Below are 26811 nucleotides of genomic sequence, written 5' to 3' on the forward strand. Positions count from 1 at the left end.
TAGAATATAGAAAATAGAATAAAGAGAATAGAATAAAGAGAATAGAGGATAGAAAGTAGAGGATAGAATCTAAAATCTGAATTCTAAAATCTAAAATTATAATAATAAGGTTGAATTAATTCAAAATAAAAAGCACTCTGGGTAAAGAACTTAGAGTGCTTTTTTTATGCTGTAAGTCCACAATTGGAAATTTACATTCTTTGACTAAGATCTAAAATCTATTCTCTATCTTCTATTCTCTTTATTCTATTTTCTATCCTCTATAATCTAAAATCTAACAAAAGCAAAAAGCACTCTAAGTGAGACTCAGAGTGCTTTTTTAATTTTGGTTTAGTTTGGTTTTGGTTTGTTTTTTATAAAAATTCTCCGTGTTGAGAGATATCTAATCCTAATTCCTCTTTTTCTTCAGTAACTCTTAGTGGTGTAATTTTATTTACAACAAAGAATAAGATATAAGAACCTACAAAAGCGAAGATCGAAACGATTACTAAGGCAGTTAATTGGTTGATGAATAAAGTTGGAGTTCCGAAAATCAAACCTTGATTGTCTCCAACAGCAGGGTTAATTGCTTTAGAAGCAAAAACTCCTGTTAACAGCATTCCTACCATACCACCAACACCGTGACAAGCAAAAACGTCTAATGCATCATCAATTTTACCTTTAGGGAATTTGCTTACTACAAGGTTACTAACAATTGCAGAGAAAGCTCCGATGAAAATAGCATGAGGAATACTAACGAAACCTGCGGCAGGTGTAATAGCAACAAGGCCTACCACAGCTCCGATACATGCACCAAGTGCAGATAATTTGTGTCCTATGATTTTGTCAAGGAAAACCCAGGCCATAGCAGCTGCAGCAGCTGCAACAGTTGTAGTTCCTAAAGCCTGAACAGCTAAACCGTTTGCTCCAAGTGCAGAACCTGCGTTGAAACCAAACCATCCGAACCAAAGTAAACCTGTACCTAATAATACATAAGTAATTCTGGCAGGATTTACTTTTTGAATTTTTCTTTTTCCTAAGAAGATTGCTCCGGCCAATGCAGCCCAACCAGCACTCATATGCACAACTGTTCCTCCGGCGAAGTCTAATACTCCCATTTTAAAGAAAACTCCATCAGGATGCCACGTCATGTGTGCTAAAGGAGCATATATAAGTAATATAAATAAGACCATGAATAATAAGTATGCCCAGAAACGTACACGCTCAGCAAATGCACCAGTGATTAGTGCAGGTGTAATGATGGCAAATTTTGCCTGAAACAATGCGAATAACATAAACGGAATAGTTGGGGCAAGACTCCATGCAGTGTTAGTACCAACACCCTCAAAGAATAAATTAGTAGATGGATTTCCGATGATTCCTCCAATAGTAGGACCAAAAGCCAATCCAAAAGCAACAACAACCCATAAAATAGTAACAATTACCATTGCCATGAAACTTTGAAGCATTGTACTGATAACGTTTTTCTTACCTACCATTCCTCCGTAGAAAAATCCTAGTCCTGGTGTCATAAGCAATACAAATGCAGTTGCTACGATCATCCAAGCTGTATCTCCTGTGTCAAACTTTACAGCCTCTGCCGGAATAGGATTATCAGACAGGATAAAGTTGGATATAAAGGTTAGTACCAAAATAGTGATAAGGATCACACTTAAAATAATTTTTCGCATAGTTATTTAGTTTTAAATTTTTTATAAAAGTATAAAATCAATCGACACCCCTATGAAAAATAGAGTCAGATGTTTAATTTTTGTTAATTTTAGAATTTAACCCCCTGTATTTTGCGTGTATTTGTTAAAATCAACTTAAAATTTATAATTTATTAATGAGAAACATCAAAATTTCCCTCTGAGAAGCATTTGTTAACAGAAAAATGAAAGAATAATTTTAATTTTAAGAGTAATTATGTTCAACTATTTAAAGATTTAATCATAACGATGATAATTTTAAATAAAAAAGGCATCAAATGAATTGCTCATATGATGCCTTTTTTAATAGAAAAGAATTTACTTATTTCTGGTTGTACTTTGCTTTGAATTTATCATTTAATTTGGTTTGAAAAGTTTCTAAATTAATTGATCTTCCCTGAATAAAAGCTGTTGTTAATTTGTTGGTTCTCATATCAAGTGCATCACCTTCAGAGATAAATAACGTTGCGTCTTTGCCGTTTTCTAATGTACCGCAAGTCGCATCGATACCTAATAATTTTGCTGTATTTAAAGTAATAAGCTGTAATGCTGTTTCTTTGTCAAGACCAAAAGCAGCGCAGGTTCCTGCAAGGAAGGGAAGGTTTCTTGCGTTCATACGTTCGTTATCGCCGCTGTTTTCAAGGCCCACTACAATACCTTTATCAGTAAGTATTTTAGCCATTTTGTACGGAAGATTTACATCTTGATCAACACTTGTTGGCATACCGTGAACTCGTCTCAGGAAAACACCCACATTGTATTTTTGCAATACATCAGCTGATTTGTACGCTTCGAATCCTCCAACAATAACAATTTTTTTGATCTTATTGTCAACTGCTAATTGTATGGCATCTACGATTTGTTTTTCTTCGTCGGCATTGATATAAAGCGTTTGAGTTCCGTCAAAAAGCCCTTTTGTAGCTTCAAGAACTACATTTCTTTCTTTCGAAGGCGCTTGGTTGTATGCTCTTGAGTTAATTAAAAATGCAGCGATTTCTTCAACCTGTTTAGGGTAATCTTTGTTGGCCTCTATTATTCCCGGTTCAAACCACGATCCTGATTTTTTAAAGTTGGACGGAAAATTAAGATGAATTCCGTCATTCTCTTTTAAAATAGCATCTTGCCAGCTCCAGGCATCTAATTGTACTACAGAAGAAGTCCCGGAAATCCTGCCTCCACGAGGTGTAATCTGAGCCATTAAAATACCATTTGGACGCACAGTTTCTACTACTTTCGATTCTGAGTTATAAGCAATAATACTTCTCACATTCGGATTAAAACTACCAATTTCTTCCTGATCGTCTGATGATTTTACAGCATCAATTTCTACTAAACCCAGTGTTGCATTCGGAACAATAAACCCAGGGTAAACGTGTTTTCCTGCGGCATCAATAGTTGTATCATAAGCATTCGCAGCAAGTCTTATGGTTGTAGCATCGGCTACTAAGGTAATTTTACCGTCTTTAAAACCAATCGCACTATTTTGAATAACGGTTCCGTTACCTAAATGTGCAGTGGCATTTAAAATTAAAACCGATTTAGTTTGCTTTGGTGCCGGTATTTGTTGTGCTTTTATTTGTACCGAAGCACAAACTGCGAGCAGCATTATATATAAGTTTTTATGTATCATATTGTCTTTTATTAATCTTTTCGAATTTTCTAACACCTTAATTATTGTTCTAAAGTATCACAGTGATATTCTGTTTTTTCTTTCTTTGTAGGTTGCTGTGTGCTCATTCCTTTGTTTTTTTCTTGCAGCATTTGCCCAATCAACAAGCTTCTTTCTTTGGTAATGGCCAATTGTTTTTCGGCATCTTTTTCAATGTCAAAATAAACAATACCTTCAATAATTGTTTTTTCGGCTTTAGCATAAATCGATAAAGGATTGTCGCTCCACAATACAATATCGGCATCTTTACCTACTTTAAGGCTTCCCACTTTATCATCAATATGTAATAATTTGGCAGGATTCAGCGTTACAAATTTCCAGGCATCTTCCTCAGAAATGTTTCCGTATTTTACTGCTTTTGCAGCTTCCTGATTCAATCTTCTGGACATTTCGGCATCATCAGAGTTATAGGCGACAACCAATCCTTCGTTGTGCATAATAGGTCCGTTGAAAGGAATTGCATCATTTACTTCAAATTTATAGGCCCACCAGTCAGAGAAAGTCGAAGCACCAACGCCATGTTCTTTCATTTTATCTGCTACTTTATAACCTTCAAGAATATGCGTGAAAGTGTTTACCCTGAAATTGAATTTCTCTGTAACATTCATCAACATTAAAATCTCAGATTCTACATAAGAGTGACAGGTAATAAAACGTTCTTTATTGATAATTTCCGCAATAGTCTGTAATTCTAAATCAACTCTTGGCGCTTTTCCTTTTTTCGAACCAGCGTAGAATTTTTTCCAGCTTTCATCATATTCTTTTGCACGCTGAAAATAATCGGTAAAAACTTGTTCAACACCCATTCTGGTTTGCGGAAAACGAGTAGGATTATCAATACCCCAATTGGCTTGTTTCACGTTTTCTCCCAAAGCAAATTTGATAAACTTAGGTTGGTTTTTGTATAACATATCATCTGGTGCAGCTCCCCATTTCCATTTTACAATTGCAGAACGCCCGCCAATAGGATTTGCAGATCCGTGTAATAACTGAGAGATGGTGACACCTCCGGCAAGATCTCTGTAAATATTAATGTCTTCAGAATTCACAACATCCTGAATCGTAACTTCGGCAGTAGAGTTGTGCCCCATTTCGTTTACACCTTTAGAAATCGCGATATGGGAGTGTTCATCGATAATTCCGCTGGTGATATGTTTGCCTTTAGCATCAATAACAGTAGCAGCTGCATCTGAAAGATTTTTACCAACAGCAGCAATTTTTCCGTTTTTAATTAAAACATCAGCTTCTGTTAGAATACCTTCTTTTTCATTTGTCCAAACCGTAGCATTTTTAAATAATAAAGTTTGAGCCGTTAGTTTTTTAGTATCACCAAAAGCCACGTTAGGATAAGTTGTAGGTAGAACAGGATTTGGTTTTTCTGCTTTTACAGTATCTTGTACAGCAACAAATGCACTTGTTTTTAAAGCCGTCCAAACCAATTCATCTCCGTTTGCAAAAACCGCTTTTCCGGATAAACTTTCCGGTTTTTCTATAAATCCTGTTAAGCGCGTAAAGTTAGATTTGATCGTATCTGCAGATTTTATTAAAAGGGAAATCCAATTTTTAGAAACCGCAAAAGTGCTGTTTACTTTTTTATCATCAGTTGTTGTTATTTCAGATTTTGGGGCATTAGGAGTTCCTTCAATTTTCCATTTGTAGGTATCTTTTCCAACCGTTAGATTGTAGTTTCCGCGAATGTCTTTTGAGTTAATATCGTTTACGACATATTTAGTTCCCTGAACCCAATTTTCATATAAAACTGTTTTTTCGTCGAATATTTCACCTGAAGTAATCACAAAATTGGCATAACTTCCGGTTTTTAAACTTCCAATTTCGTTGCTTTTTCCAAGAATTGCAGCTGGAATTGTCGTCAGTGCTTCTAAAGCTTTTGTTTTATCAAAACCATATTTAATGGCTTTTAATAAATTAGGTTTAAAGTCTTCGGTCTTTTTTAATTTGTCTGTCGTCAGGGCAAAAACAACACCATTATCAGATAATACTTTTAAGTTTGATGGTGCCTGATTCCAGAAACGCATATCGGTCAATTCGATTTGGTTTGACAAATACGGATTTGAAACATCATAGGCTTCCGGAAAACTTACCGGGATGATAAATCTAGCATTCGTATTTTTGATTTCGTCGATGCGTTCAAACTCATTTCCGCTTCCTTTTAGAATATAGTTTAAACCAAACTCCTTAGCAATTTTAGCCGCTCTCAAACTGTTTAATTTATCTTCTGTCGTAAAAATCTGAACTAGTTTTTCATTATTTGCCAAAGCTTCTAATGATAAATCTTTAGTATCAGAATTTCCTTTTTTGTACCAATCAAGATCCAAATACATCTGGCGCAACAAAGCCATCATACCCATTAATGAACTTGGATAAGCCTGATTTGTTAGAGCGCTTCTCGAAAAAGCAAGGTGATTGGTAATCTTATTAGCAATAATTTGTTTACTGTTTTCAGTATTATTCAGGGCAACCAAAATTCCGGTTCCCTGAGCAATTCCGTCAGGAATATGAGTTCCAACGACTCCAAAACCAGCTTTTAATAATTCTTCTGCTTTAGGCTGATCATATTTAAAAGTTTCATAAGTGTTTATTTCTGGTCTAACGCTTTCGTTCCAGTAATAACCCACTCTCTTTGTATCGTACATAGGATCGCGGTAACGGCCTAAATTGCTTTTTGGTTTTTCAATTCCAAAACTCGTGTAGATATCAATAAACGAAGGGTAAATTGTTTTTCCTTCAAGATCAATCGTAATACTGTTTTTAGGAATGGTAACACTATTGCCAACTGCAACAACTTTACCATCCTGAACAAGTAAAGTTCCTTTTTCGATTTTTTGAGTTGGAGTAACATAAATAGTGGCATTTTTAAAAACAGTGTAATTTTTGTTTTTGTTTTGCACACTTTCATTAATAGGGAAATAATCCTGAGCATATGTTTTTGTTAAAAATACGCTCAAAAAGAGTAGGAGTAGGGCTTTTTTCATAGGTAATTTGCAAATTTGTTGCTAAAAATATGAAATATATGTTATGTAAAATTTATTTTTATAAATGTTTTTTCTTTATTTAGATGATAATTTAATTAAACCATTGATAAGTAGCGCTTATAGAATAATATGAAAAATGACAATAAAATAAAGTGGGGAATCATTGGCTTAGGTAATATTGCAAATCAGTTCGCGGTCGATTTATTATTATTGCCAGATGCAGAATTATTTGCAGTGGCTTCCAGAGACCATAATAAAGCAGTGGAGTTTGCCAAAAAGTACAATTGCTCAAAAACATACGATTCTTACGACGCTCTTTTTCAGGACGATGAGGTTGATATTATTTACATTGCGACCCCACATGATTCTCATGCCGAATTATCTATAAAAGCATTAGAAAATGGTAAACATGTTTTATGCGAAAAACCACTTGCGCTGTCTTATAAAGATGCCGAACGAATGATCGAAGCATCAAAAAAGCATAATAAATTTTTTATGGAAGCTTTCTGGACGCGTTTTATACCATCTGTCAAAGAAATTCTCGAAAAAGTAAATCAGGGGATAATTGGTGACATAAAATATGTAAAAGCCGATTTTGCTTTTTATGCCAATGATGCTGAAGGAGGACGATTGTTTGATAAAAAACTGGGAGGAGGTGCGTTATTCGACATTGGCGTATATCCCTTATTTCTTTCTTATATAGTTCTTGGAATTCCAAAAGAAATAATAGCAAAATCTATTTATCATAAAAACGGAATCGATTTACAAACTTCAATGATTTTGCAGTATGAAAACGCTCAGTCAGTTTTGAATGCTTCAATAATTTCAGAATCTGATATGAAAGCAACGATAAGTGGAACTCAGGGACATATTCAGCTCAATTCTCCATGGTATATTGCTGATGGATATTCTGTTTTTAAAGAACAAAAAGAAACCGTTTTTAGTTTGCCAAATTTAGGAATAGGCTATACGCATGAAGCAATCGAATGTCATAATTGTATTAGAAACAACCAAATCGAAAGTAAGCTTTGGTCGCATCAGAATAGTTTGGATTTGAGTAAGATTGTGCAGGATATTAAAAATCAAATTGGGTTGAATTTTTCTTAATCCGCTTGTATTCAAAAAAGAATGAATTTCTCCAGAATAATAAACAATACATTTACAAGTAAACTTTAAATAGAAATAAATGGGTGTTACAATTCTAAAAATTGCTGATTTAAGTATTGCTGATTTAAAAGCTGCTTATGATTTTAATGAGATGAAAATAAAAAGTTTCAAGAAATCACGTAAAGCGAATGGTACAGCCGATTATAAAAAAGCAAAGGTTATCACGACTTATTAGTATATAAAGAAAATCTTTATAAAGAATTATAAGAGAGAGTTAACAGTATTGAAGTAATATGGTAATTATTTTTTAGTGTAAAATCTTAATTTATTAAAATATTAAGTAATAAATTATTTACAAATAAGTTATTTTTTCTACTTAATTAAATACTTTTACATTTTGATAAAGATTAATTATGTTAGTAAAAGTTTACGGAAGCGCTGTTTTTGGAGTAGAAGCCACAACCATTACGATGGAAGTGCATATGGATAAAGGTATTGGTTATCATTTAGTTGGATTGCCGGACAGTGCCATAAAAGAAAGCAGTTTTCGAATTGCGGCTGCCTTAAAAAACAACGGATTAAGCTTGCCGGGAAAAAGAATTACCATCAATATGGCGCCCGCCGATCTTCGAAAAGAAGGTTCTGCATACGATTTACCGCTTGCAATGGGAATTTTAGTGGGTTCAGATCAAATAAAAGCACCCGGAATCGAAGAATATATTATCATGGGCGAACTTTCACTAGATGGGAGTTTACAACCCATTCGCGGCGCTTTGCCCATTGCCATAAAAGCAAAAGAAGAAGGGTATAAAGGCTTTTTTCTTCCCATTCAAAATGTAAAAGAAGCCGCAATTGTTGCCGGACTTGATGTCTACGGAGTTTCGAATTTGCAGGAAGTACTTGACTTCTTTGCAGGAAAAGGCACGCTTCAGCCAACAGTAATCGATACAAGAGCCGAGTTTTATAAGACTTTAGATTTTCCTGAACATGATTTCTCAGACGTCCGTGGGCAGGAAAGTATAAAACGCTGTATGGAAATCGCTGCAGCCGGAGGACATAATATTATTTTAATAGGTCCGCCCGGAGCAGGAAAGACAATGCTTGCCAAGCGCGTTCCCAGTATTTTACCGCCAATGACTTTGCGCGAAGCTCTGGAAACTACTAAAATTCATAGCGTTGCCGGAAAATTAAAAGAAGTAGGATTAATGAACCAACGGCCGTTTCGCAGTCCGCATCACACCATTTCAAATGTAGCACTTGTTGGCGGCGGAAGCTACCCACAACCGGGCGAAATCTCGATGGCACATAATGGCGTTTTGTTTCTTGACGAATTGCCGGAATTCAAGCGGGATGTTTTAGAAGTAATGCGCCAGCCGCTTGAAGATCGCGAAGTCACCATTTCACGTGCCAAATTTACGGTGACCTATCCGTCATCTTTTATGTTAGTGGCGAGTATGAACCCAAGTCCGAGTGGCTTTTTTAATGATCCTAGCCAGCCCAATACCTCATCGCCACACGAAATGCAGCGATATCTAAGCAAGATTTCCGGGCCTTTATTAGATCGAATCGACATTCACATAGAAGTTACTCCCGTTCCTTTCGAGAAATTAGCCGATGATCGAAAAGCCGAAAGCAGCGTCGAAATTAGAAAAAGAGTAACAGCCGCGCGCGAAATTCAAACCAAGCGATTTGAAGCATTGGAAAACATACATTATAATGCACAAATGAGCAGTAAACTAATTCGCGAACATTGCGCACTCGACGACCAGTCAAAAGAATTACTCAAAACCGCTATGGAACGTTTGAATCTTTCTGCGCGAGCATACGACAGAATCCTAAAAGTGGCCCGCACCATAGCCGACTTAGATAACGCACCAACTGTAGTTTCGCAGCACATCTCCGAAGCTATTCAATATAGAAGCCTGGATAGAGAAGGGTGGCTTGGTTAGTTTTAGATTTTTGGATTTGGAACTTCAAAAATTTTGGAATTTAATTTTTCAGGAGCAAAAAAATCAATTTTCATAAGAACCTCCAGTCCCGCTGTCCACTTTATCTTTTATGGCAAACCCTGCCATAAAAGGATATCGCTTCCATCGGGGCTAGGCCAGAGGTTTATCATTTATAAGAGAACCAGTCAAACCTTTATGTAAATAAAAAGTACAATAATGTATTCTTCCATAGCTTGGTGAGCTTCGTGTTTGCATGTATAATCTATTATAAAAAACTTGCGCACTTTTTGGTAAAAATATCACTCAAATTTTAAATTCGCATTTCTCGACATCAAATACGAAGTTAACTTCTTAATTTTTCCTTTTTCCATTTCAAAAACATCACAAAAAACAGCGTCCAATATATTTCCGTTTTTCATATTACCCTGTACGGCACCTTCTGCAATAACAATATCATTTTCCTCTATCACTTTTATAATCTGAATAGTGGGACTTCTAACAAAATTATCATTCTCAATTTCCTTATCAAACGCTTCTTTACCAATGTGTTGGTAGATGCCAGGCATTTCCCAAATAACATCTTCAGTAAGACATGCAAGTATTCTTTCATGATCACTTACTCTAAAAGCGGCCATATATTCGTTTACGGTTTGTTTATTAGCTGTCATTCTCTAAAAAATTGTGATTATGTATTCTATTTCAGTTCCTATAAATTTAAAAATATTTCTAATTATAAAATAGTAAAGAAAATCCTTTTAGATTTTTTTGCGAAAAAATTAACACCTTCATTCTTCTTTTAATTTATTCACTGTAATGATTTTATATTTCTTAATATCATGTGTTTAAGTGTTTAGGTGTGAATTTGACAATCTCAATACTAAAAAACAAATTGATGCACAATAACAGACAATTCATTTTGTGTTTTTTTTAACACAAACCTCATTATCTGATAAATGTCATTTCATTGTAGGAATTACACCTGTAATTTTGATTGTAAAATTAAGGAAAAATATTATGATAAAGATTTTAAATTATTTATTGCCTCCACGTAAATGGGTACCCTTTGTTATAGTGGCAGTTGGAATAGGAACGGGATTATTTGCTTATTTATTATATGTATCCAATGCAGTTTCTTATCTGTCAGACGATCCTAAAACATGTGTCAACTGCCATGTAATGACTCCCTTTTATGCTACCTGGCAGCATAGCTCGCATGGACGTGTAACTACTTGTAATGATTGTCACGTGCCCCATAACAATGTTTTTAATAAATATTTTTTTAAAGCAAAAGACGGTATTTATCACGCAACCGTATTTACCTGGCGTGCAGAGCCTCAGGTAATTCATATTAAGGAAGCAGGAACAGACGTGGTTCAAAAAAACTGTCAGCGCTGTCACGGAGATCTTAATGCAAATGTAAAAACAACAGGAGTTACGCTTGAGAGTAAAAGTCATGGCGAAGGAAAACTATGCTGGGATTGTCATCGCGAAGTCCCACACGGCAAAGTAAATAGCCTGTCATCTGTACCTAATGCACGAGTTCCTTTACTAGAATCTCCAATTCCGGAATGGCTGCAAAAACAAACTGATAGTACAGCAACTCAAAAAAAGAAAGAAACAAAACAAACTAAATAAAAAAACTAAAAATTAATTAAATACAGATATAATTATGGCACCACTAAAAGAAACTATAAAACGCAAACCGTGGTTAGGATGGGTAATGTTTGGCGTTACAATGCTAGTTGTATTTATGCTGGGATTACTGGTAAATAGTGTAATGGAACGCCGCACAGAAGCTTTATTTGTAAATAGAGTGTTAGCTCCTGTTGGTCAGTTCGAATCTAAAAATGAAGTTTGGGGAGCAAATTATCCTCGAGAGTTTCAAACCTATTATGAAACGGCAGATACTACTTTTTCAAGTAAATACGGAGGCGGAAAAATGAAAGACATGTTACATGAGGATCCTCGTATGGTGGTACTTTGGGCAGGATATGCTTTTTCTAAAGATTATAATCAGGGAAGAGGACATTTTTATGCACTGGAAGACATTTACAATACTTTAAGAACAGGAGCTCCAAAAGGACCTCAGGACGGGCCACAACCTGCCAGCTGTTGGGTATGTAAGTCACCAGATGTGCCACGTATGATGGATAAATTGGGTATCGATGAGTTCTACAAACAAACATGGGCTGCTTTAGGGCCAGAAATTGTAAACCCTATTGGATGTGCAGATTGCCATGATTCTAAAACAATGAATTTAAAAATTACACGCCCGGCATTAATCGAAGCTTTTAAAGAGCAGGGAAAAGATATTGCAAAAGCGACTCATAACGAAATGCGTTCATTAGTTTGTGCACAATGTCATGTTGAGTATTACTTTGATAAAAAATCTGTAGAAGGTGCTGCAAAAGTAAAATTCCCTTGGAAAAATGGTATGACGGTAGAGGATATGGAAAAATACTATGATGGTATTGAGTTTTCAGATTTTACACATGCATTGAGTAAAGCACCAATCCTTAAAGCGCAGCACCCTGATTACGAAATTCATCAAATGGGTATTCACGGACAAAGAGGTGTTTCTTGTGCAGATTGTCATATGCCCTATAAAAGTGAAGGCGGGCAGAAATTTACAGATCATAAAATACAATCGCCTCTTAATAACGTAGCAAATTCTTGTCAGGTTTGTCACCGTGAAGAAGAAAAAACATTGATAGCAAACGTAAACGAACGTCAGGATAAAATTTATCAAATACGTATTGAGCTTGAAGATCAATTGGTAAAAGCACATATAGAAGCAAAATTAGCATGGGATAAAGGAGCAACAGAAGCTCAGATGAAAAATATTCTGCAGTTAATTCGTCAGTCACAATGGCGTTGGGATTTTACTGCAGCATCGCACGGAGGATCATTCCATGCTCCATTAGAAACTGCCAGAGTAATTACAAATGGTTTGAATAAAGCAGCTGAGGCAAGAATTGCTTTAGGTAAAGTATTAGCTTCTTTAGGACAAACAGGACCAGTACAATATCCGGACATTTCAACCAAAGCAAAAGCACAGCAGTTTATTGGTCTGGATATGGCTAAAGAAAGAGCGAATAAAGCCGAATTCAAAAAAACTCTTTTACCGCAATGGCTGGAACAGGCAAAGAAAAAATAATTGCTATAGTCAGCTAATAAATATAAAAACACTTTGGAGAGGGTTCGTACAAATTTTGATAATTTGTATGAAACCCTTTTCAGGTTAAATGTTTCAAATTCAAAATAAGAATGAGAATAGTTAATTTAGAAAATCAGAAAATTGCTAAAAAGAAACTTTGGCAATTTCCGTGGGATTATAAAGAATCTTTTATAATTGCCGCTGGATTGCTGATAACCGGATACCTTTTACAAATTACTACAAGAACAAGTATAAAAGCTGTAAGTGCTCCTGTAAATTATATAATTGGAGCCTTGTTTATAGCAATGCTGCTCTTGCTGCATTTTACGAGTAGAACGCATCCGTGGGTAAAATGGCTAAGATCTGTTCCTGCATCTGTAAGTGCTATTGTTTTAGTTTTGATACAGGCAATTATTATGGGAACGCTTCCTCAACAAAATTTTGTTGAGGGCGTAAAACCAGATGTATTTGGTTTTTCTTTTGTACTAACAAGCTGGCCGTTTATTATAGCCCAATTGTATTTTCTTACTACGCTGGGTCTTGCAACTCTTAATAGAATGACACCATGGCAATGGAAAAATTGGGGTTTTATACTAAATCACTTAGGACTTTTTATAGCAATGACTGCCGGTATTCTGGGAAGTGGCGATTTACAGCGGTACACGATGAAATTGTACGAAAATCAATTGGTGTGGGGAGCCGAAAATGAAGAAGGTGTAATGGTACCAATGCCAATTGCTTTTGAACTTACCAGTTTTGATATGGAAACCTTTACTCCAAAATTGGCTTTAGCTGATATTACAAACAACAGTATTGAGACAAAAGGAGTCAATGCGCTACGAATGATTAGCAAAGGAGATAGCTACGATTACAAAGGTTATAAAATTAAGATTGTTAATTATATTGAAGACAGCAAGTTTACAGGAAACGGTTATTTTCCCGTTAATGAAGAAGGTGCAACGCCGGCAGCTCTGGTCGAAGTAAAATCTGCAACGATAGACACTACTGCATGGATCAGTTGCGGTAGTTTTGCAACCGAATATTCTTATTTGCAATTGAATGATAAAGAGGCCATTGTAATGTTGCAGCCAGAGGCCAAAAAATACAGTTCGCATGTAAATGTATATGTAAAAGATGGTAAAAACGACAAAACTGTAATCGAAGTCAACAAACCTTATAAAGTTGGAGGATGGAAAGTATACCAGTTAAGTTATGACGAAAAGTTTGGAAAATGGTCTAGATTAAGTGTCGTAGAATTGGTACGTGATCCTTGGTTGCCCGTTGTCTATTCCGGTATTTTTATGATGATTATTGGGGCGGCTTATTTGATATTTAAAGGAAGAGGAACTGTGATTTAGCTCGATTATGAGTATGAATTGATGTTTGAATTATATATAAATAAAGATTTTTTAAATGAATTACTGGATCTATTTTTCTCATTATGCTTTTATCGCCATTATTTGCTGGCTAATTTGCATGCTGCTTCAGGTTATAAAACTGAAGCGCAATAAAATGTTACTTATTCTACTTTTCGCAGTATTGGGAGGTTTGTCTATGGTGGTGTTTACGTATAACCTATGGCAAAATTTAGGACGTCCGCCCATGCGTACTCTGGGCGAAACAAGACTTTGGTATGCTGTCTTTTTACCTGTTATTGGAATAATAACTTATATCAGGTGGCAATATAAATGGCTGCTCAATTATAGCTTAGTAATGGCAACCGTATTTCTAACCATCAATTACTTTAATCCGGATACGTATAACAAAGCCTTAATGCCGGCTTTGCAAAGTGTTTGGTTTGTGCCTCATGTTTTAGTGTACATATTTTCGTATGCCTTACTCGCGGCATCATCAATTGTGGCGTGTTACGGATTATTCGAATTTTATAGGGGCAAGTATAAAAGCAATATTCTTCATTTGGCCAATAATTTAGTTTATGTAGGTTTTGGTTTTCTTTCGTTAGGTTTATTGTTTGGAGCTTTATGGGCAAAAGAAGCCTGGGGACATTACTGGACCTGGGACCCAAAAGAAACATGGGCAATGCTTACCTGGTTAGGCTATTTAATTTACATACACATGCATTACCGTTATCCGGATAGTGTTAAACCAGTTTTGATAACCTTGGCGCTGGCGTTTGTGGTATTGTTGCTTTGCTGGTTTGGGGTGAATTATATGCCATCTTCGGCACAAAGTGTTCACACTTACACAAATGGGTAAAATAAAAAAAGGAGCAGAAAATTTATTGTAGAAATTTCTGCTCCTTTTTATTAATTCTATCTCTCTATTGATTTTTAGAGATATTCCAAAAACTCATTTTCCTTCTTGTTACAAAACCTAACTTTTCATATAGCCCAATTGCTCCAATATTACTTTCGACTACGTGTAAATACGGAATTTTATTTTCGCTGAAAATGTTATTCACGCAATGAGCAATTAATTGTTTTGCGTAGCCTTTTCCAATATGGTCAGGATGGGTAATAATAGCGCTGACTTCTGTAAAATCATTCATTTTCATTCGCTCGCCTGTAATAGCAACCAATTGATCTTCCTTAAAAATTCCGTAATAATTACCTAATGAAGCTGTTTTGTTTTTAAAATATCCCGGTTGCACTAAGTTCACCAAATGCACCAATTTGTCATTATGTTCTTCGGTAAGTTTTACAATGTCTTCAGTTATTGATACTTCTATTTTATTGTAAATAATCATTTGCAGGCAAACTAATTCTTTTACAATTTTTAATGATTTCGATATTTCAGGTTTTTCTCCAACAATAAAGAAATTTTCTGCTAATGTCGAATATTGATCTGATGCATCTAAAGTACTTTCGGGATTTATAAAACCTCCAAAAGGACAATAATCAGGATTGTAAAATTTGGTGTTTCCGTAATCCAAAACAGAACCTCCATGAGTTTCTGAAAGTGAATTCCAAACTGGATTGTCTAGTTTGTTTTCTTGTATAATTTTCATTCTTATAAATTTTATCTTTTGATAAATCTTAAAAATACTTTTTACTCTTTGTCTTTTATTGGATAAAAGAATTTGAAAGAATTTGAAACTGCGGGATGCAAAATAGTGCCATGATTTTCGAGAGGGAAATAATCAAAATAAACTTTTATATTTTTACTTTTTGATGCCTTAATTTTTTCACTTATTAAGTTAGCATCTACTTCCATCACTCGTGGAATTTCGGTAGGGGTAAGGCCCTCTTTGCCTACCGCGATATAAATTTCAGTGTTTTGATTGAAATTTTCCTGAAAAATAACACTATCCTGATTCAAAATAGACCCATTATTCCACCAAATACTTGGGCTAACAATAACGTACTTATTAAAAAGTGTCGGCTTCTTTAATAAAATTTCGGTTTCCAATAATCCCCCTAAAGATTGTCCTATGATAGTTTTAGAATCGTTTGTTTTGTATTTTTTATCTATAAAAGGCTGTAATTCTTTTTCGATAAAAGCAATGAACTTATCAGAATGTCCGGAAGTTGCAAAACGTTTTTGATCTTTTTCTATAGCGGTTGGAAAGGTGAAATCTCTCCTTCTGTCAACCGTTGCAATTCCCACCACAATTGATTTCGGAACCTGATTGACCCATTCGAAACTATTAAATTGTACCAAACCAGCAATATGAATAAAATCTTCATCGGCCGAGCCATCTAATAAATAAATTACAGGATATTTAGTTGAATCATCAGCTTTATAACCTTCAGGAAGATAAATGTTCAGGATTCTTTTTTCTCCAAGTTCTTTCGATTCTATCTCATCTATAACACCTAATACAAAAGGCTTACTGGTATCTGTTGCTTTAGATTTATTGGTTTGACTAAATGATATTGTTGAGGAAAAAAGGAGAAAAGTAATGGCAATAATTTTATTCATTTTATGGTGTTTTACAGCTAACATGATTTCTCATAATAGACTTAAAATATTGTTTAAGCAGTGGTGACAGCTCCTATTTCTTTATTTATTGATTGTCTAATTTTAGTTATGAGAGCTAACGCAGTATTCTAAATAATCGACAATTTTTTCCTGAAGTCTTTTTTCTAAAAAATCGTTACTGCCTTTTAAAGCATCACCTATCTGAATCGCTTCTTTTTGATATTCACTAATTTTTTCTATGCTCCAAAGTTGTGGTGGAGTTTGTAGATTTGTTATTCTGTCCGCCAGTTTTACAGCCCAAACTTCTTTTGTTAGTTGTTTGATACGATGTAGACTATCGCTCATTCTGTCTTCTTTTGGAATTGTGGTATTCTTTGTCAATGCTAAAACAGCCTGAGCAATTTCTGGACTAAATTCTTGAGAAAGTTCATCAAATGTGACATTGGTATCTTCTAAAATATCATGAAGTAATGCCACCTGAACAGCAAATTCAGTATTAAACTCTTTTGTGTTTTGTGAAGCAATCAAAATTTCCATAGCTACATTGCTTAAATGAACAACATATGGTAAGTTAGTTCCCGGAATTAATTGATTGATATCTGCGTGTCTTTTTGCTGCAAATTTTATTGCTTTTTGATAAAGCGTTTGTATGTTGATCATATTATTTTTTCAAAGGGTAAATATTTTGCAGTTTGCGAGCCTCGCAGTTTGATAGAATATTTCTGTTACACGAAAATACAAATTAAATTTAGGATTATCTAAAATGATTGATTTTACTGAGTTTTAATCAGAATACAACTTTAATAGCCTGAATAAAAAATCCCGTTTCAATCGAAAAGGGATTTCATAAATACAAAATAAAGATTAAGCTTTCGAAGCAAAAATTTTGTCCAAACCTTCCATGGCAATAGTGAAGCCTTCTTTGAACCCCATTTCGATAATCTTCTCTAAATCGGATAAGTTTTCGTGTTGAATAGCGATGTCTACAATTGTTGAATTGCCTTGTTCTGAAAAATTTACATCCCAGGCAGAGCGTGGAAAATCTGTATTTAAATTTCCTTCATTGTCACTAAAAGCATCCAAATATTTAAAATTTGTTTTTGGAGTTATCGAAGTAAAATCAGCCAAAGCCCAATGTTCTTCGCCTTTAGGGCCAATCATTGCGTAAAGCCTTTGTCCGCCTTCTTTAAATTCCATTCTTTTTGTTTTTGATTTCCATGGAGCAGGAGCCCACCATTGATCTAAAATTTCAGGTTCTGTCCAAGCCGACCAAACGTTGGCAAGTGATGCATTGAACTCACGTTTTACATTTACCGTACTGGTTTCTTTGTTTACAGTAAAATTCATTAATAAGTTAGATTTCATTTTCTTAAGATTTTAAATTCATTACTATTTTACCTGGCTTATTGCACTGTTTACTTTTGTGCTTCAAGGATTTTATCCAAAGTTTCCAAAGTGCTTGTAAAGCCTTCTTTAAAGCCCATTTCGATTATTTTTTCTAAATCAGATAAGCTATCTCGTTTGATTTCAATATCAACAATTACGGAATCTCCTTGCTCAGAGAAATTGACACTCCAATAAGAACTTCCAAAAATTGAATCCGGATTGCCTTCAGCATCACAAAAGGTAGAAGCGTATTTAAAATTGGTTTTTGGAGAAATCGAAGTATAATCTAGAATACCCCATCGTTCCTGATTTTCTGGCCCAACCATGGCGTACAATCTATGTCCGCCTTCTGTAAAATCCATACGTTTTGTTTTAGATGTAAATGGGGCAGGAGCCCACCATTGATCTAAAATTTCAGCTTCTGTCCATGCCGACCAAACATTGGCAAGCGATGCATTGAACTCCCGTTTTATATTTACCGTGATAGTCTCTTTATTCACGGAAAAATTCATTAAAAGATTAGATTTCATTTTCTTTAGATTTTAAATTCATTAATACCTGATCGAGCTGACTGAAACGATTTTCCCAAATTGCTTTAAACTGTTCGAGCCATTTGTCAACTTCTTTCATTTTGTCAATTTTGAGTTGATAATATATCTCACGGCCTATTTTTTTCTCGGCTAATAAGTCGCATTCATTAAGGATTTTGATGTGTTTAGAAACGGCCTGTCTTGTGGTATTAAATTGCTCTGCAATCGCGTTGGGTGTTAGTGCATTTGTAGCCACCAATACTAAAATAGCCCTGCGGGTTGGGTCAGCAATAGCCTGAAAAATATCTCGTTTCATTTTTTGATGTGTTTTAATTAGCAACCAATCAGTTGCAAATATACATAATATATTGATTTTGAGTGATATTTTTTTGTTTTTTTTGAAATAGATTGGTCGAAACAAAAAAAAGACGCAATGCTGCGTCTTTAATAGTATTTGAAATTTTAAAATAATCGAATGAAAAAGCGAGTAGCGATTCGGATTTTGTGTGTCAGGACTTACCCAATATATTTTAGTTATCCCATTTTTCCATGAGATTTTCTTTCCACAAATTTTGAGCATATTCTTTGAATACTTTCGGGCCATTTTTAAAGTTGACATCCAATTTATATTCACCGCCAATAAAGGATGACTTATCGTGTACATCACTACCAACCTGAACTTTGTTTTCTCCGCGCATGGCATATTTATTATTTCCTTCGTACATGATTATTTTCATGTTAGACGGACTCACATCACCATGGCAAACGGTTTTATACATGAGCCATACTTCAGCAATGCCGTTTTTATTTAAGTCCGTGATTTTAAAAGTATTTTTAACAAAAGAAGCAGTAATGTCAACCGGACAATCGGCAATAAAATCCTTCACTCTCCAAGTTTGCGTTGCTTTATCATTTGATAGTATAAAATGATAGGCATATAATTCAGCATCACTGCTATCTTCAAATTCATGTTTCAGTTTTTCATTTCTGTAGATTCCGGTTTCGGTTGTAATTACAATATTATCACCGGATTTATCTTTCCATCTAACAGCATTTTTAATAAAACCTTCGTATTTTATAGAAGCCGGAAACTGAGTAGAATCAATTTTGTTGACTACTAAAGAATAATCTTTAACTTCTTCTTTTAATGATGAGGTTTCAGCTTCTTTTAAAGGCTCTTTTTGATCTGATTTACAGCTGGAAAAAGAAATAAGTAAGAGGCATAAAAAGACAATATTTTTCATAGAAAAGTTTTTTAAAAATGATTTATTCCTGCTGAATCCATTCGTATTTCCCGTCTTTCATATAAATCACGCCGCCTCCGCAGCTTTCTTCGGCATGAATAAATATTCCGTCATTCGGGAGTTTTATTTTATCTTCTTCCTTGATTTCTTCGTCGCCCATTATTTCGCCATCGTCACTTACGTTATTCCAATAAACCTCAATTTTAGGCGCTTTTTCGAATATTCCTGCCCAGTCAATTTCATCAAAACCCTGTTGCAGAACATTATTTCCTAATCCTAAATAATCGGTTTTTTTACTGTTACCAAATGTTATTCTTAAACCGCTTTTTCTGCTATTTGTACTTCGTACAATTTCGACAGTTTCATTGATATTATCTCCGTCAAGATCACAGGTAATTTTATTTACTTTATGCTTTGTCGAAATAACAATGGTGTCAGTATTATTTACACTTTCAGCGGGCTTTTTTATACTATCCGTTTTTACAGTTTTTATTGCTGTTTGTTGTTTCTCTTCTTTTTTGCAGGAAATGAAAAGAACCGCAATAAAGATCAAAATTCTAAATTTCATGATTTGTTTCTTTTTTGAATGGAATAGTATTTTTAAAGAAGGGAATCTAAAGAAAAACTTATTTCAGCAGTCTAACAATCTCTGTAAATTTCATTTTTGTTGCAATTTGAATTGGTTTTTCTCCGTACGAAATGTCATCTCCGGCATCAAAAGTTTCAGGTTTGTTTTTATCTGCACCTTTTTTCAAAAGGTATTTCAACATTTCCAGATTATTCTTTTTTACAGCAATTATCATTGCCGTTTCTCCGTCGTAATTATGATAATCTATATCGCCTTTATTGAATTTTAAAGCATTCAAAACCTCATAATCAGACCTTCTTACAGCTTCTTCAAATACATGAAATTTTCCTCGAATACCTCCTTTTTCCTGATTGGCACCTTTTAATAAAAGCAGTTTTGCACAGTCGTAAAAATTACCAAAACCGGCCGTGTTAAAAGCATCAGAGTTGCTTAGATTTCCTCCTTTTTGTATTAGGTATTTCAAGATTTCCAAAGTTCCTTTATCAGCCGCAGTTTCAACATACGATTCGTCGCTTTTAGGTTTGTTAATAACCGCTCCGCCTTCTACAAGAGCCTTAACCACCGCGAGATTATTTTGCCAGATGGCTGCCTGAAGAGGTGCTATTTTATTCTTTGGTTCATAGTTGGCAGGGAATTTTGCACCAATCATTTTTAGTGCTTTTTGAGTATTATTTGCAAAAACAGCATCATAAAATTCATCCACAACTTCTGGTGAAGGAACAACTTGTTTTGGTTTTGATTCTGAAAAACAACTACTCAAAGAAAAGACCAGGAGGGATAGCGCAATCAGTTTTATTTTTTTCATAACTAAGCTTATATTTTTATTTTTTAGCATGCCGAAAATATTCTAAAATTCATATCGAAATTTCGGATAATGATTTTATCCCCTAAATTTATTACTGACAATAATATTTTTAAGTCTCGCTTTTAAATCTTCTCCCGTATCAAAAACCATTTGCTCATTGTTTGGGAATGGCACCGCGCGTTTATTAAAATATGACATATAATTCTCCTCGCAAGCACTTCTGTCTCCTTTGTAAGTCGAATAAATATTCTCAAAAATAAATTCGCTCGTCACCGGAAAAGATTCTAGTAACTGATTTGTTTTCACATCTATATAGTCTACTTGTGCCATTATCTGACAAGATTTAAATTGTCTAAACTCATACACATTCGCACGAAGCATTCTGTAGTTATCTACTTTTATTTCTTTGCCCAAACTATCTTTTACAGGTCTTCCTCTGCTGTCTAATAGTGTTTTTACCCCATCTTTTACCTGTCTTTCTTTTATGAATTCCTTTTCCTTAATTTGTTCCGGCGAAATATTAATTTGTCTGAAATTGATCACAAGGCTATAATCATACGTAACGTTTTTTTGTCTTAAGTTGTGGTAAACCGTCCATTTATCATTTAATCCGTAGGTTTTAAAATCCAGTAAATCATCCTGAAGCACTTTCGGAATCACCATATTGGTCTCGTTTTTGGCGTAAACATCCACAAAATCAGTTCCTTTAAACTGTGCATCCTCCATCAATTTTCTGGTGTTTTTATAATTTGGACTCAGGCTTTCCAAATACAAAAAATCATCATATGCTTTTCTAAAATCCAGTTTGTTTTTTGATTTTAAAAGCGCCGAAGCACTTTCGTACAAATATTTCGTAAGCGCAATTTTGCTGCTCACAATCTTATCTGAATAATTATCAAATACAAACGAAGCACTTTTTCCCTGTTTTAGTAAAGGCAAAGGTAGTAACGGTCTAATTTTTTCCTGACGATTATTCAATTGCAAATAAGTATTGTAAACTCGTTCTGCGTTAGCTGGAGTAGCTTCTTTTATCATCAAATCAAGATTGCGCAAATCCCGGTCCTTTGCTTTTGCAAAAGCTTCTTCGAGCAAAAACACATAATCTTGTTTTCCTTTCGAGTCCTTTTTGGTTTTTAGGGCATCAACTGCGCGATCTATTGCAGCATCATAATTTCCGTCGCTTAATAAGGACTGAGTAGTTTTTACACCACATGACGAAAGTGCTAAAAATAATATAGAAAGCAGTAAAGTAATTTTTTGCATAGTATTTTTTTGAAGGTGTAAATATATCTTTTTTAACATTCAACAACTATGCCTTTTTTTGATTAATTTTCAGGAGCATAATTTTCAGTTTTCATAAAAACCACCCGTCCCGCTTTCGCCTTTATCTCTTATCCCGATAGCCATCGGGATGCGAGGATACCGGCTCTATCGGGGCTAGATTAAACGTTTAGTTTTCATTAGTCGAAAACCTTTTCAGAAAAAACCAATGATAAATTTTTTTCTATCTCATTATAAAAGCTATCGAATTCCATATTATGCGTACGTAAATAATAGATACCTAAACAGAGGAAAAATAAACCAATAAAAAAGAATAAAAATTTCACTAAAAAATCTTTTTTAGGCAAATAATATTCAGTTTCAGGTTTTGTTGGATTGTAGTAAATCGGCGTTGTTTCGCACATCGTGCAAATAGAGTTGCTTTTTCCTTTTATATTTATCTGTTTATTTGAGCTATCATAAAATATAAAAAGTGGTATTTTGAGAGATGTTTCATTTTCTGATAAAGACTTTTCAGTGCTAAAACCGATAACTGTTGCTGTTGTTTTTATGCCGTTTTTTATAATTTTATCTTCTTTTAGTAAAGTTCTAAAAGCGATAAATAATAATACTAATCCTATAATAATGAGTAAAATATCCCAAGTTGATTTCCATAGCAATGATGCAGTTTCCATTATTTATATACGATCAGCAATTGATAAATTTCCGTTTGTACTTAAAATAATCACTTTTTTACTTTCAGTATTGATGATAATAGTGGCCTCATCTTCATATAAAAACGAAATCCAGTATTTGCAAATTAAGCGCCATTTAGTTTCTATTCCCGAAGATTTATTCCAAAAGAAGATAATTGAATCATCTTCTTTCCAGTCCATAAGATTTTTTACGTTTTTGTCGAATGCGTCAATATGAGATTCATTCCAATCGTTTTGCCAATTGTATTCTTTTTTAACCTCATTTTTTATTTTCCATTCTTCCGGATGATTGATAAGCATCAAATGTTTTTTATTTTCCGAAACATATTCAGTCCAAAGCGTAGCACAATAATCATCACTCAAAGCCTTTATCTCAGGTTTGTCAATAGGGGTTAATTGAGGTTCGCAATATTCATTTTTAAAATAATGGAATTTTTCCAGAGCCTCATATTTATTTATATTCTTTTCCATTAAAAATTAATTTTGATGTCTCCTTCTTAGTGGTTTCCTTAGAGACACAATCATCAATTGTAGGAGTGCTTATACTTTTTACAATGGTAGTTTTTACCACAATAGTATTATAATTATGGATTTGCGCTTTGCTTATATCAAAAACCGAATTGCGATCTTCAAATTCTCCTGCGCAATTGGTATCCCATTCTCCGCCAGATCGCGAAATAGAATAATTTTTAAGTACCGGTTTCAAAGAATTTTTGTCTATAATGTATAATGATAAGTGAGTTTCACTAAAAGGATTAGGCCTGCTGCTGCCGTTATAAGATACTCTAATACCAAACGCTCTGGTAGTTGTATTAAGATGATATAATCCGGTATCTATCGAAATACTGCTTAACACTAATGCATCAGATGTCCATGCATTGGGTTCAATAAATTGAGAGATTATTTTTCCTGTCGCATTATCGATCACAATGATATAAGCATCCAACACAAAATAATCATGACCTTCATTATCCTGCTCGTTTATATTATACTTAGGAATCACTAAGACGCTTTTGCTTTTATCATACGGCAAGATTTTTTGAGTAAAAAGTTCCTGATGCATTTCGCTTTTTTTAATTTTAAGCTGTTTCAAAACAGTATTTAAGTGATCTGTACTTTGTGAAAACGAAAATTGAGAACAAAGTATAAAGGCAAATAGATATTTTTTCATGGATACATATTCTGTTTTTATTTAAAGAAGGCTTTGTGATTTACTGTGGCCAATACAAAACATTAAATTTATGCCCATCCGGATCAGCAAAACCAAAGAAATATCCTTTTTCAAAACTTTGAGGTTCAGCAAATATTCTTCCACCGGCATTTTTAACAGCCAACAGCCATTGATGTACTTCGTCTACACTTTCGGCCGAGAGAGAAAATATAATTTCACTTCCTAGTTTCAAATCGGCTACCTCATCATTGACCGCCCATTTAAATCGCTCTTTGATAAAAAAATGAATGATAAAATCATCCTCGCCAAACATAAAACTGGTTAGTTCTGTATTTGTTCCGTTGGGTTTAAAACCTAATTCGCTATAAAATTTTGTTGTTCGTTGCAGATCTTCTACGCCTAAATTGGCCCATATTTTATTAGTTTTCATAAGATTCATTTTAGAGTAAAACTATATAAATTTATGAAATTTAAAATTAAGAGAGGCTCGGGGATGTGCTGTAGTACATTTTTATAGATTGAAATTGACAATGTAATGATAAATTATACGCCAATTTTAATCGTAGACACACACAGCAGTGCGTCTAACATTTGGTATGTCTTATGATTTTCTACTTTTTACCTGATAAACAATTTCCCAAAATAATATTGATAAAACAGCATTGGTAAATATTGCTGTCTTTACCAAATACGGATCGTATTTTGCCAGCAAATGTAAATTGGCAAATTGTACCGCTAAAAATAAAGATGCTGCTGCAATTGCGATAGAACAAATGATATTCAATAAATGTGTCCACTTGAGAGCGAAGAAAGTGTAAATGAGATTTAAAACGGCAAAACCACAGCCTAAAGTAATGTAGGGATCTGTTTTTAATAATTCTCCTAGCGAAAGTAAAGGTGAAGTTGTAGAAAGGTATAAAAAAAATAGGATCGAATAAATTAGAATTCTTATTTGTGGTTTCATTTGAAATTTATTTTGCTTTGGCGAAATTACGAATTAAAAATGAAGCTGTAATTAAGGTAGATTTAAAAAACGTTTTTTGTGTATTGTGTTGCTGCGAAGTTTAAATAAAGCGCTTATAAAATTGCTGACTATCTGTTGAATCGATTACAATTGTTTTTGCCCACAAATCTCCAAGTCTTTGATTATATTTTGTGTTTTTTATCAATAATATTCCCAGTAGTCCAAAAAACCAGATGTCTAATAAATCTACCAAATGTCTTTTAAAGGATTGTCCAACAGTTAAACTTGAAGTACTGTTATCCCGTATCGAAACAACTTGTAAATCAAACACAAGATTACCAAGAGTACCTCCAAATTTTAATTCAAATCCAATCATATAAAAACACCAAATTAGTGACGTTGTTAATGCCGGAAATCCCTCTAGTTTGTATCCCGTTGAAGTTTCTTCTCCAAAATAGATAAACATAACCACAGACATTCCAAACATTAAAGAATAGTCAATTAATCCTGCAAATATTCTTTTTCTAAGATTTGGTTTTGTAGCAATTTTTTCTTGTTCCATTTGCTGTGTCATATTTGCTTACTTTAAAATTCCTTCTATCTTAGTTTCAGATTTTTCCTTTAAAGTGCTGTCTGGACGAAAACTCCAAATAATTAAAAACTTCCCTTTTGCTAAATATTCTTCCGGATGTTCATCTGTTGGCTGACCCTCTTTTCCCCAAAGTAATCCTTGCAGAAATCTATCGCCTTTGAAAGTGTGTTCGAATTCAAAGTACATGATAGATCCACGATCTGTTTTATTTTTAAAACTTTGAATCGATTTACTTTTTAAGGTTCCAACAAGGTTGCTGTAAGTTTCGATATCATTATAGAAAGTGCAGGCTTGAGGTGTAATACAAATATTACCATCATTTAAGGTATAACCTTTGGGAATTTCTTTTTGTTTTAGTTTTAAATCAGCAATAGTTTGGCTGAATATATTGGTAGTAAGTAAAAGGAATAATAGCGATAGGGGAATCGTAATTTTCATTGGTTTTTGAGGTTAGGTTTGTCGAGCTAAAATAGTTTTTTTATTTGAGTTTGGATTTTTTGTTGAGAAAAAAATATTAGCATGCTACCGCGAGCGTCTCGCTATAAGTGCTCAAACCTTGTTGCTCTGAAAGAGCCTTAGCAATAGCATGGTGCGAAGCACTATGAGGGAAAAACGATTATAATTTTAAGCCCTGTAAGGGCGAAAGCATAATTTCAAAAAGCACGTTTACCATATTTTGCATGATATTCTCTAAAAAAAAACTCTTTTTCTTTAAATCTTTATTCTAACTTTCTTTTGCCCTTTCAGGGCAATTCCCACTTTTAATTTAATTCATAGTGCGCTGCACTACGCTATTGCTTTTTAGGGCTTTCAGCCCATTTTTAAAAGTTTCGCACACTCATGCGTCTAGCCTATAACTGCAAGTTGTTTAATTTTATTATTTGACAGGATTATGTTCACGAGCGACGTTTTCGTTCATAAAAAATGCACAAAGTTGAAAACTTGTACTTTTGTAAAATTTATATTTCAAGTCTCAGTATCCATAATTTTGTTGTTTTATGAGAAAGTCTGTGGTTACTTTGGGTGAATTCTTATTAAACCAATTTTGCATCAGGGATAGAGGCGGTATCCTTTTGTGAAGTGAAACGGAACAAAAGATATAGCCGAAA

28 protein-coding genes are annotated in these 26811 nt (G+C 34.2%); 7 read left to right on the forward strand and 21 right to left on the reverse strand.

Going from position 1 to position 26811, the window contains the following annotated elements; genetic code table 11:
• Positions 1 to 353 precede the first annotated feature (353 nt).
• The 3 genes from FLP_RS03435 to FLP_RS03445 all read right to left on the reverse strand — a co-directional run bounded on the left by FLP_RS03435 (position 354) and on the right by FLP_RS03445 (position 6350).
• Positions 354 to 1670 (reverse strand): ammonium transporter, encoded by a 1317-nt coding sequence (locus FLP_RS03435; RefSeq protein ID WP_065448139.1) that lies wholly within the window; start codon positions 1668 to 1670, stop codon positions 354 to 356.
• Between the two features lie 340 nt (positions 1671 to 2010).
• On the reverse strand, positions 2011 to 3318 hold the full coding sequence (locus FLP_RS03440) for an amidohydrolase family protein (protein WP_065448140.1): 1308 nt from the start codon (positions 3316 to 3318) through the stop codon (positions 2011 to 2013).
• A gap of 41 nt (positions 3319 to 3359) precedes the next feature.
• Positions 3360 to 6350, reverse strand: coding sequence for an amidohydrolase family protein (locus tag FLP_RS03445; protein ID WP_065448141.1), 2991 nt, complete (start codon positions 6348 to 6350; stop codon positions 3360 to 3362).
• 129 nt (positions 6351 to 6479) lie between these two features.
• On the opposite strand from FLP_RS03445, the gene FLP_RS03450 reads away from it, so the two are divergent.
• From FLP_RS03450 to FLP_RS03455, 3 genes are all read left to right on the forward strand, one after another.
• Entirely contained in the window at positions 6480 to 7457 is a 978-nt protein-coding gene (locus tag FLP_RS03450) for a Gfo/Idh/MocA family protein (RefSeq protein WP_065448142.1), read from the forward strand.
• 79 nt (positions 7458 to 7536) lie between these two features.
• Positions 7537 to 7692: a hypothetical protein gene (locus FLP_RS25400; RefSeq protein WP_165606641.1), complete on the forward strand. Its 156-nt coding sequence runs from the start codon at positions 7537 to 7539 to the stop codon at positions 7690 to 7692.
• A gap of 178 nt (positions 7693 to 7870) precedes the next feature.
• Complete coding sequence (locus FLP_RS03455) at positions 7871 to 9406, forward strand: YifB family Mg chelatase-like AAA ATPase (RefSeq protein WP_065448143.1); 1536 nt, start codon at positions 7871 to 7873, stop codon at positions 9404 to 9406.
• Between the two features lie 299 nt (positions 9407 to 9705).
• Here the strand turns inward: FLP_RS03455 and FLP_RS03460 are convergent, their stop codons facing one another.
• The gene (locus FLP_RS03460) at positions 9706 to 10074 is read right to left on the reverse strand and encodes a nuclear transport factor 2 family protein (protein ID WP_065448144.1); all 369 of its coding nucleotides are present in this window, start codon (positions 10072 to 10074) and stop codon (positions 9706 to 9708) included.
• A 346-nt stretch (positions 10075 to 10420) separates the two neighbouring features.
• Here FLP_RS03460 and nrfH point away from each other — a divergent pair, with 346 nt between their 5' ends.
• The 4 genes from nrfH to ccsA all read left to right on the forward strand — a co-directional run bounded on the left by nrfH (position 10421) and on the right by ccsA (position 14780).
• A complete protein-coding gene (gene nrfH / locus FLP_RS03465) occupies positions 10421 to 11041 on the forward strand; it encodes a cytochrome c nitrite reductase small subunit (RefSeq protein WP_065448145.1) in 621 nt (206 codons plus the stop codon).
• Between the two features lie 55 nt (positions 11042 to 11096).
• A complete protein-coding gene (gene nrfA, locus FLP_RS03470; protein WP_207797810.1) occupies positions 11097 to 12563 on the forward strand; it encodes an ammonia-forming cytochrome c nitrite reductase in 1467 nt (488 codons plus the stop codon).
• Between the two features lie 110 nt (positions 12564 to 12673).
• Positions 12674 to 13921: a cytochrome c biogenesis ResB family protein gene (locus FLP_RS03475; RefSeq protein WP_065448147.1), complete on the forward strand. Its 1248-nt coding sequence runs from the start codon at positions 12674 to 12676 to the stop codon at positions 13919 to 13921.
• 55 nt (positions 13922 to 13976) lie between these two features.
• A complete protein-coding gene (gene ccsA, locus FLP_RS03480; protein ID WP_065448148.1) occupies positions 13977 to 14780 on the forward strand; it encodes a cytochrome c biogenesis protein CcsA in 804 nt (267 codons plus the stop codon).
• 64 nt (positions 14781 to 14844) lie between these two features.
• Here ccsA and FLP_RS03485 read toward each other — a convergent pair whose 3' ends face one another.
• The 17 genes from FLP_RS03485 to FLP_RS03565 form a co-directional block, all read right to left on the reverse strand.
• Positions 14845 to 15531: a GNAT family N-acetyltransferase gene (locus tag FLP_RS03485; protein ID WP_065448149.1), complete on the reverse strand. Its 687-nt coding sequence runs from the start codon at positions 15529 to 15531 to the stop codon at positions 14845 to 14847.
• A 41-nt stretch (positions 15532 to 15572) separates the two neighbouring features.
• A complete protein-coding gene (locus tag FLP_RS03490) occupies positions 15573 to 16445 on the reverse strand; it encodes an alpha/beta hydrolase (RefSeq protein WP_065448287.1) in 873 nt (290 codons plus the stop codon).
• A gap of 102 nt (positions 16446 to 16547) precedes the next feature.
• Complete coding sequence (locus FLP_RS03495) at positions 16548 to 17105, reverse strand: HD domain-containing protein (RefSeq protein WP_065448150.1); 558 nt, start codon at positions 17103 to 17105, stop codon at positions 16548 to 16550.
• A gap of 204 nt (positions 17106 to 17309) precedes the next feature.
• Positions 17310 to 17810 carry an SRPBCC family protein gene (locus tag FLP_RS03500; protein WP_065448151.1) on the reverse strand — a complete coding sequence of 167 codons (501 nt, stop codon included), beginning with the start codon at positions 17808 to 17810 and terminating at the stop codon, positions 17310 to 17312.
• 50 nt (positions 17811 to 17860) lie between these two features.
• Positions 17861 to 18361 carry an SRPBCC family protein gene (locus FLP_RS03505; protein WP_065448152.1) on the reverse strand — a complete coding sequence of 167 codons (501 nt, stop codon included), beginning with the start codon at positions 18359 to 18361 and terminating at the stop codon, positions 17861 to 17863.
• The gene (locus FLP_RS03510) at positions 18351 to 18677 is read right to left on the reverse strand and encodes an ArsR/SmtB family transcription factor (protein WP_065448153.1); all 327 of its coding nucleotides are present in this window, start codon (positions 18675 to 18677) and stop codon (positions 18351 to 18353) included. The genes FLP_RS03505 and FLP_RS03510 overlap by 11 nt, the downstream gene beginning before the upstream one ends.
• 214 nt (positions 18678 to 18891) lie before the next feature.
• On the reverse strand, positions 18892 to 19605 hold the full coding sequence (locus tag FLP_RS03515) for a M949_RS01915 family surface polysaccharide biosynthesis protein (protein WP_065448154.1): 714 nt from the start codon (positions 19603 to 19605) through the stop codon (positions 18892 to 18894).
• Positions 19606 to 19627: 22 nt separating this feature from the next.
• Positions 19628 to 20173, reverse strand: a complete 546-nt coding sequence (locus FLP_RS03520) for a hypothetical protein (protein ID WP_065448155.1) — start codon at positions 20171 to 20173, stop codon at positions 19628 to 19630.
• Between the two features lie 58 nt (positions 20174 to 20231).
• Entirely contained in the window at positions 20232 to 20999 is a 768-nt protein-coding gene (locus tag FLP_RS03525; protein WP_065448156.1) for an ankyrin repeat domain-containing protein, read from the reverse strand.
• Between the two features lie 75 nt (positions 21000 to 21074).
• A complete protein-coding gene (locus tag FLP_RS03530) occupies positions 21075 to 22262 on the reverse strand; it encodes a hypothetical protein (protein ID WP_065448157.1) in 1188 nt (395 codons plus the stop codon).
• Positions 22263 to 22459: 197 nt separating this feature from the next.
• Positions 22460 to 22954 (reverse strand): DUF3592 domain-containing protein, encoded by a 495-nt coding sequence (locus tag FLP_RS03535; RefSeq protein ID WP_065448158.1) that lies wholly within the window; start codon positions 22952 to 22954, stop codon positions 22460 to 22462.
• Between the two features lie 3 nt (positions 22955 to 22957).
• Positions 22958 to 23446 (reverse strand): DUF2947 family protein, encoded by a 489-nt coding sequence (locus FLP_RS03540; RefSeq protein WP_065448159.1) that lies wholly within the window; start codon positions 23444 to 23446, stop codon positions 22958 to 22960.
• Positions 23427 to 24146, reverse strand: a complete 720-nt coding sequence (locus FLP_RS03545; protein ID WP_089477415.1) for a PA3715 family protein — start codon at positions 24144 to 24146, stop codon at positions 23427 to 23429. Before FLP_RS03545 ends, FLP_RS03540 begins: the two co-directional genes overlap by 20 nt.
• 40 nt (positions 24147 to 24186) lie before the next feature.
• Positions 24187 to 24576 carry a VOC family protein gene (locus FLP_RS03550; RefSeq protein ID WP_065448288.1) on the reverse strand — a complete coding sequence of 130 codons (390 nt, stop codon included), beginning with the start codon at positions 24574 to 24576 and terminating at the stop codon, positions 24187 to 24189.
• A gap of 171 nt (positions 24577 to 24747) precedes the next feature.
• The gene (locus FLP_RS03555) at positions 24748 to 25110 is read right to left on the reverse strand and encodes a hypothetical protein (RefSeq protein WP_065448161.1); all 363 of its coding nucleotides are present in this window, start codon (positions 25108 to 25110) and stop codon (positions 24748 to 24750) included.
• Between the two features lie 100 nt (positions 25111 to 25210).
• Positions 25211 to 25672 (reverse strand): RDD family protein, encoded by a 462-nt coding sequence (locus FLP_RS03560; protein ID WP_165606642.1) that lies wholly within the window; start codon positions 25670 to 25672, stop codon positions 25211 to 25213.
• 18 nt (positions 25673 to 25690) lie between these two features.
• Complete coding sequence (locus FLP_RS03565) at positions 25691 to 26140, reverse strand: hypothetical protein (protein ID WP_065448163.1); 450 nt, start codon at positions 26138 to 26140, stop codon at positions 25691 to 25693.
• Between the last annotated feature and the right edge of the window lie 671 nt (positions 26141 to 26811).

The organism is Flavobacterium piscis, from assembly GCF_001686925.1.
GTDB classification, from domain to species: Bacteria; Bacteroidota; Bacteroidia; order Flavobacteriales; family Flavobacteriaceae; genus Flavobacterium; species Flavobacterium piscis.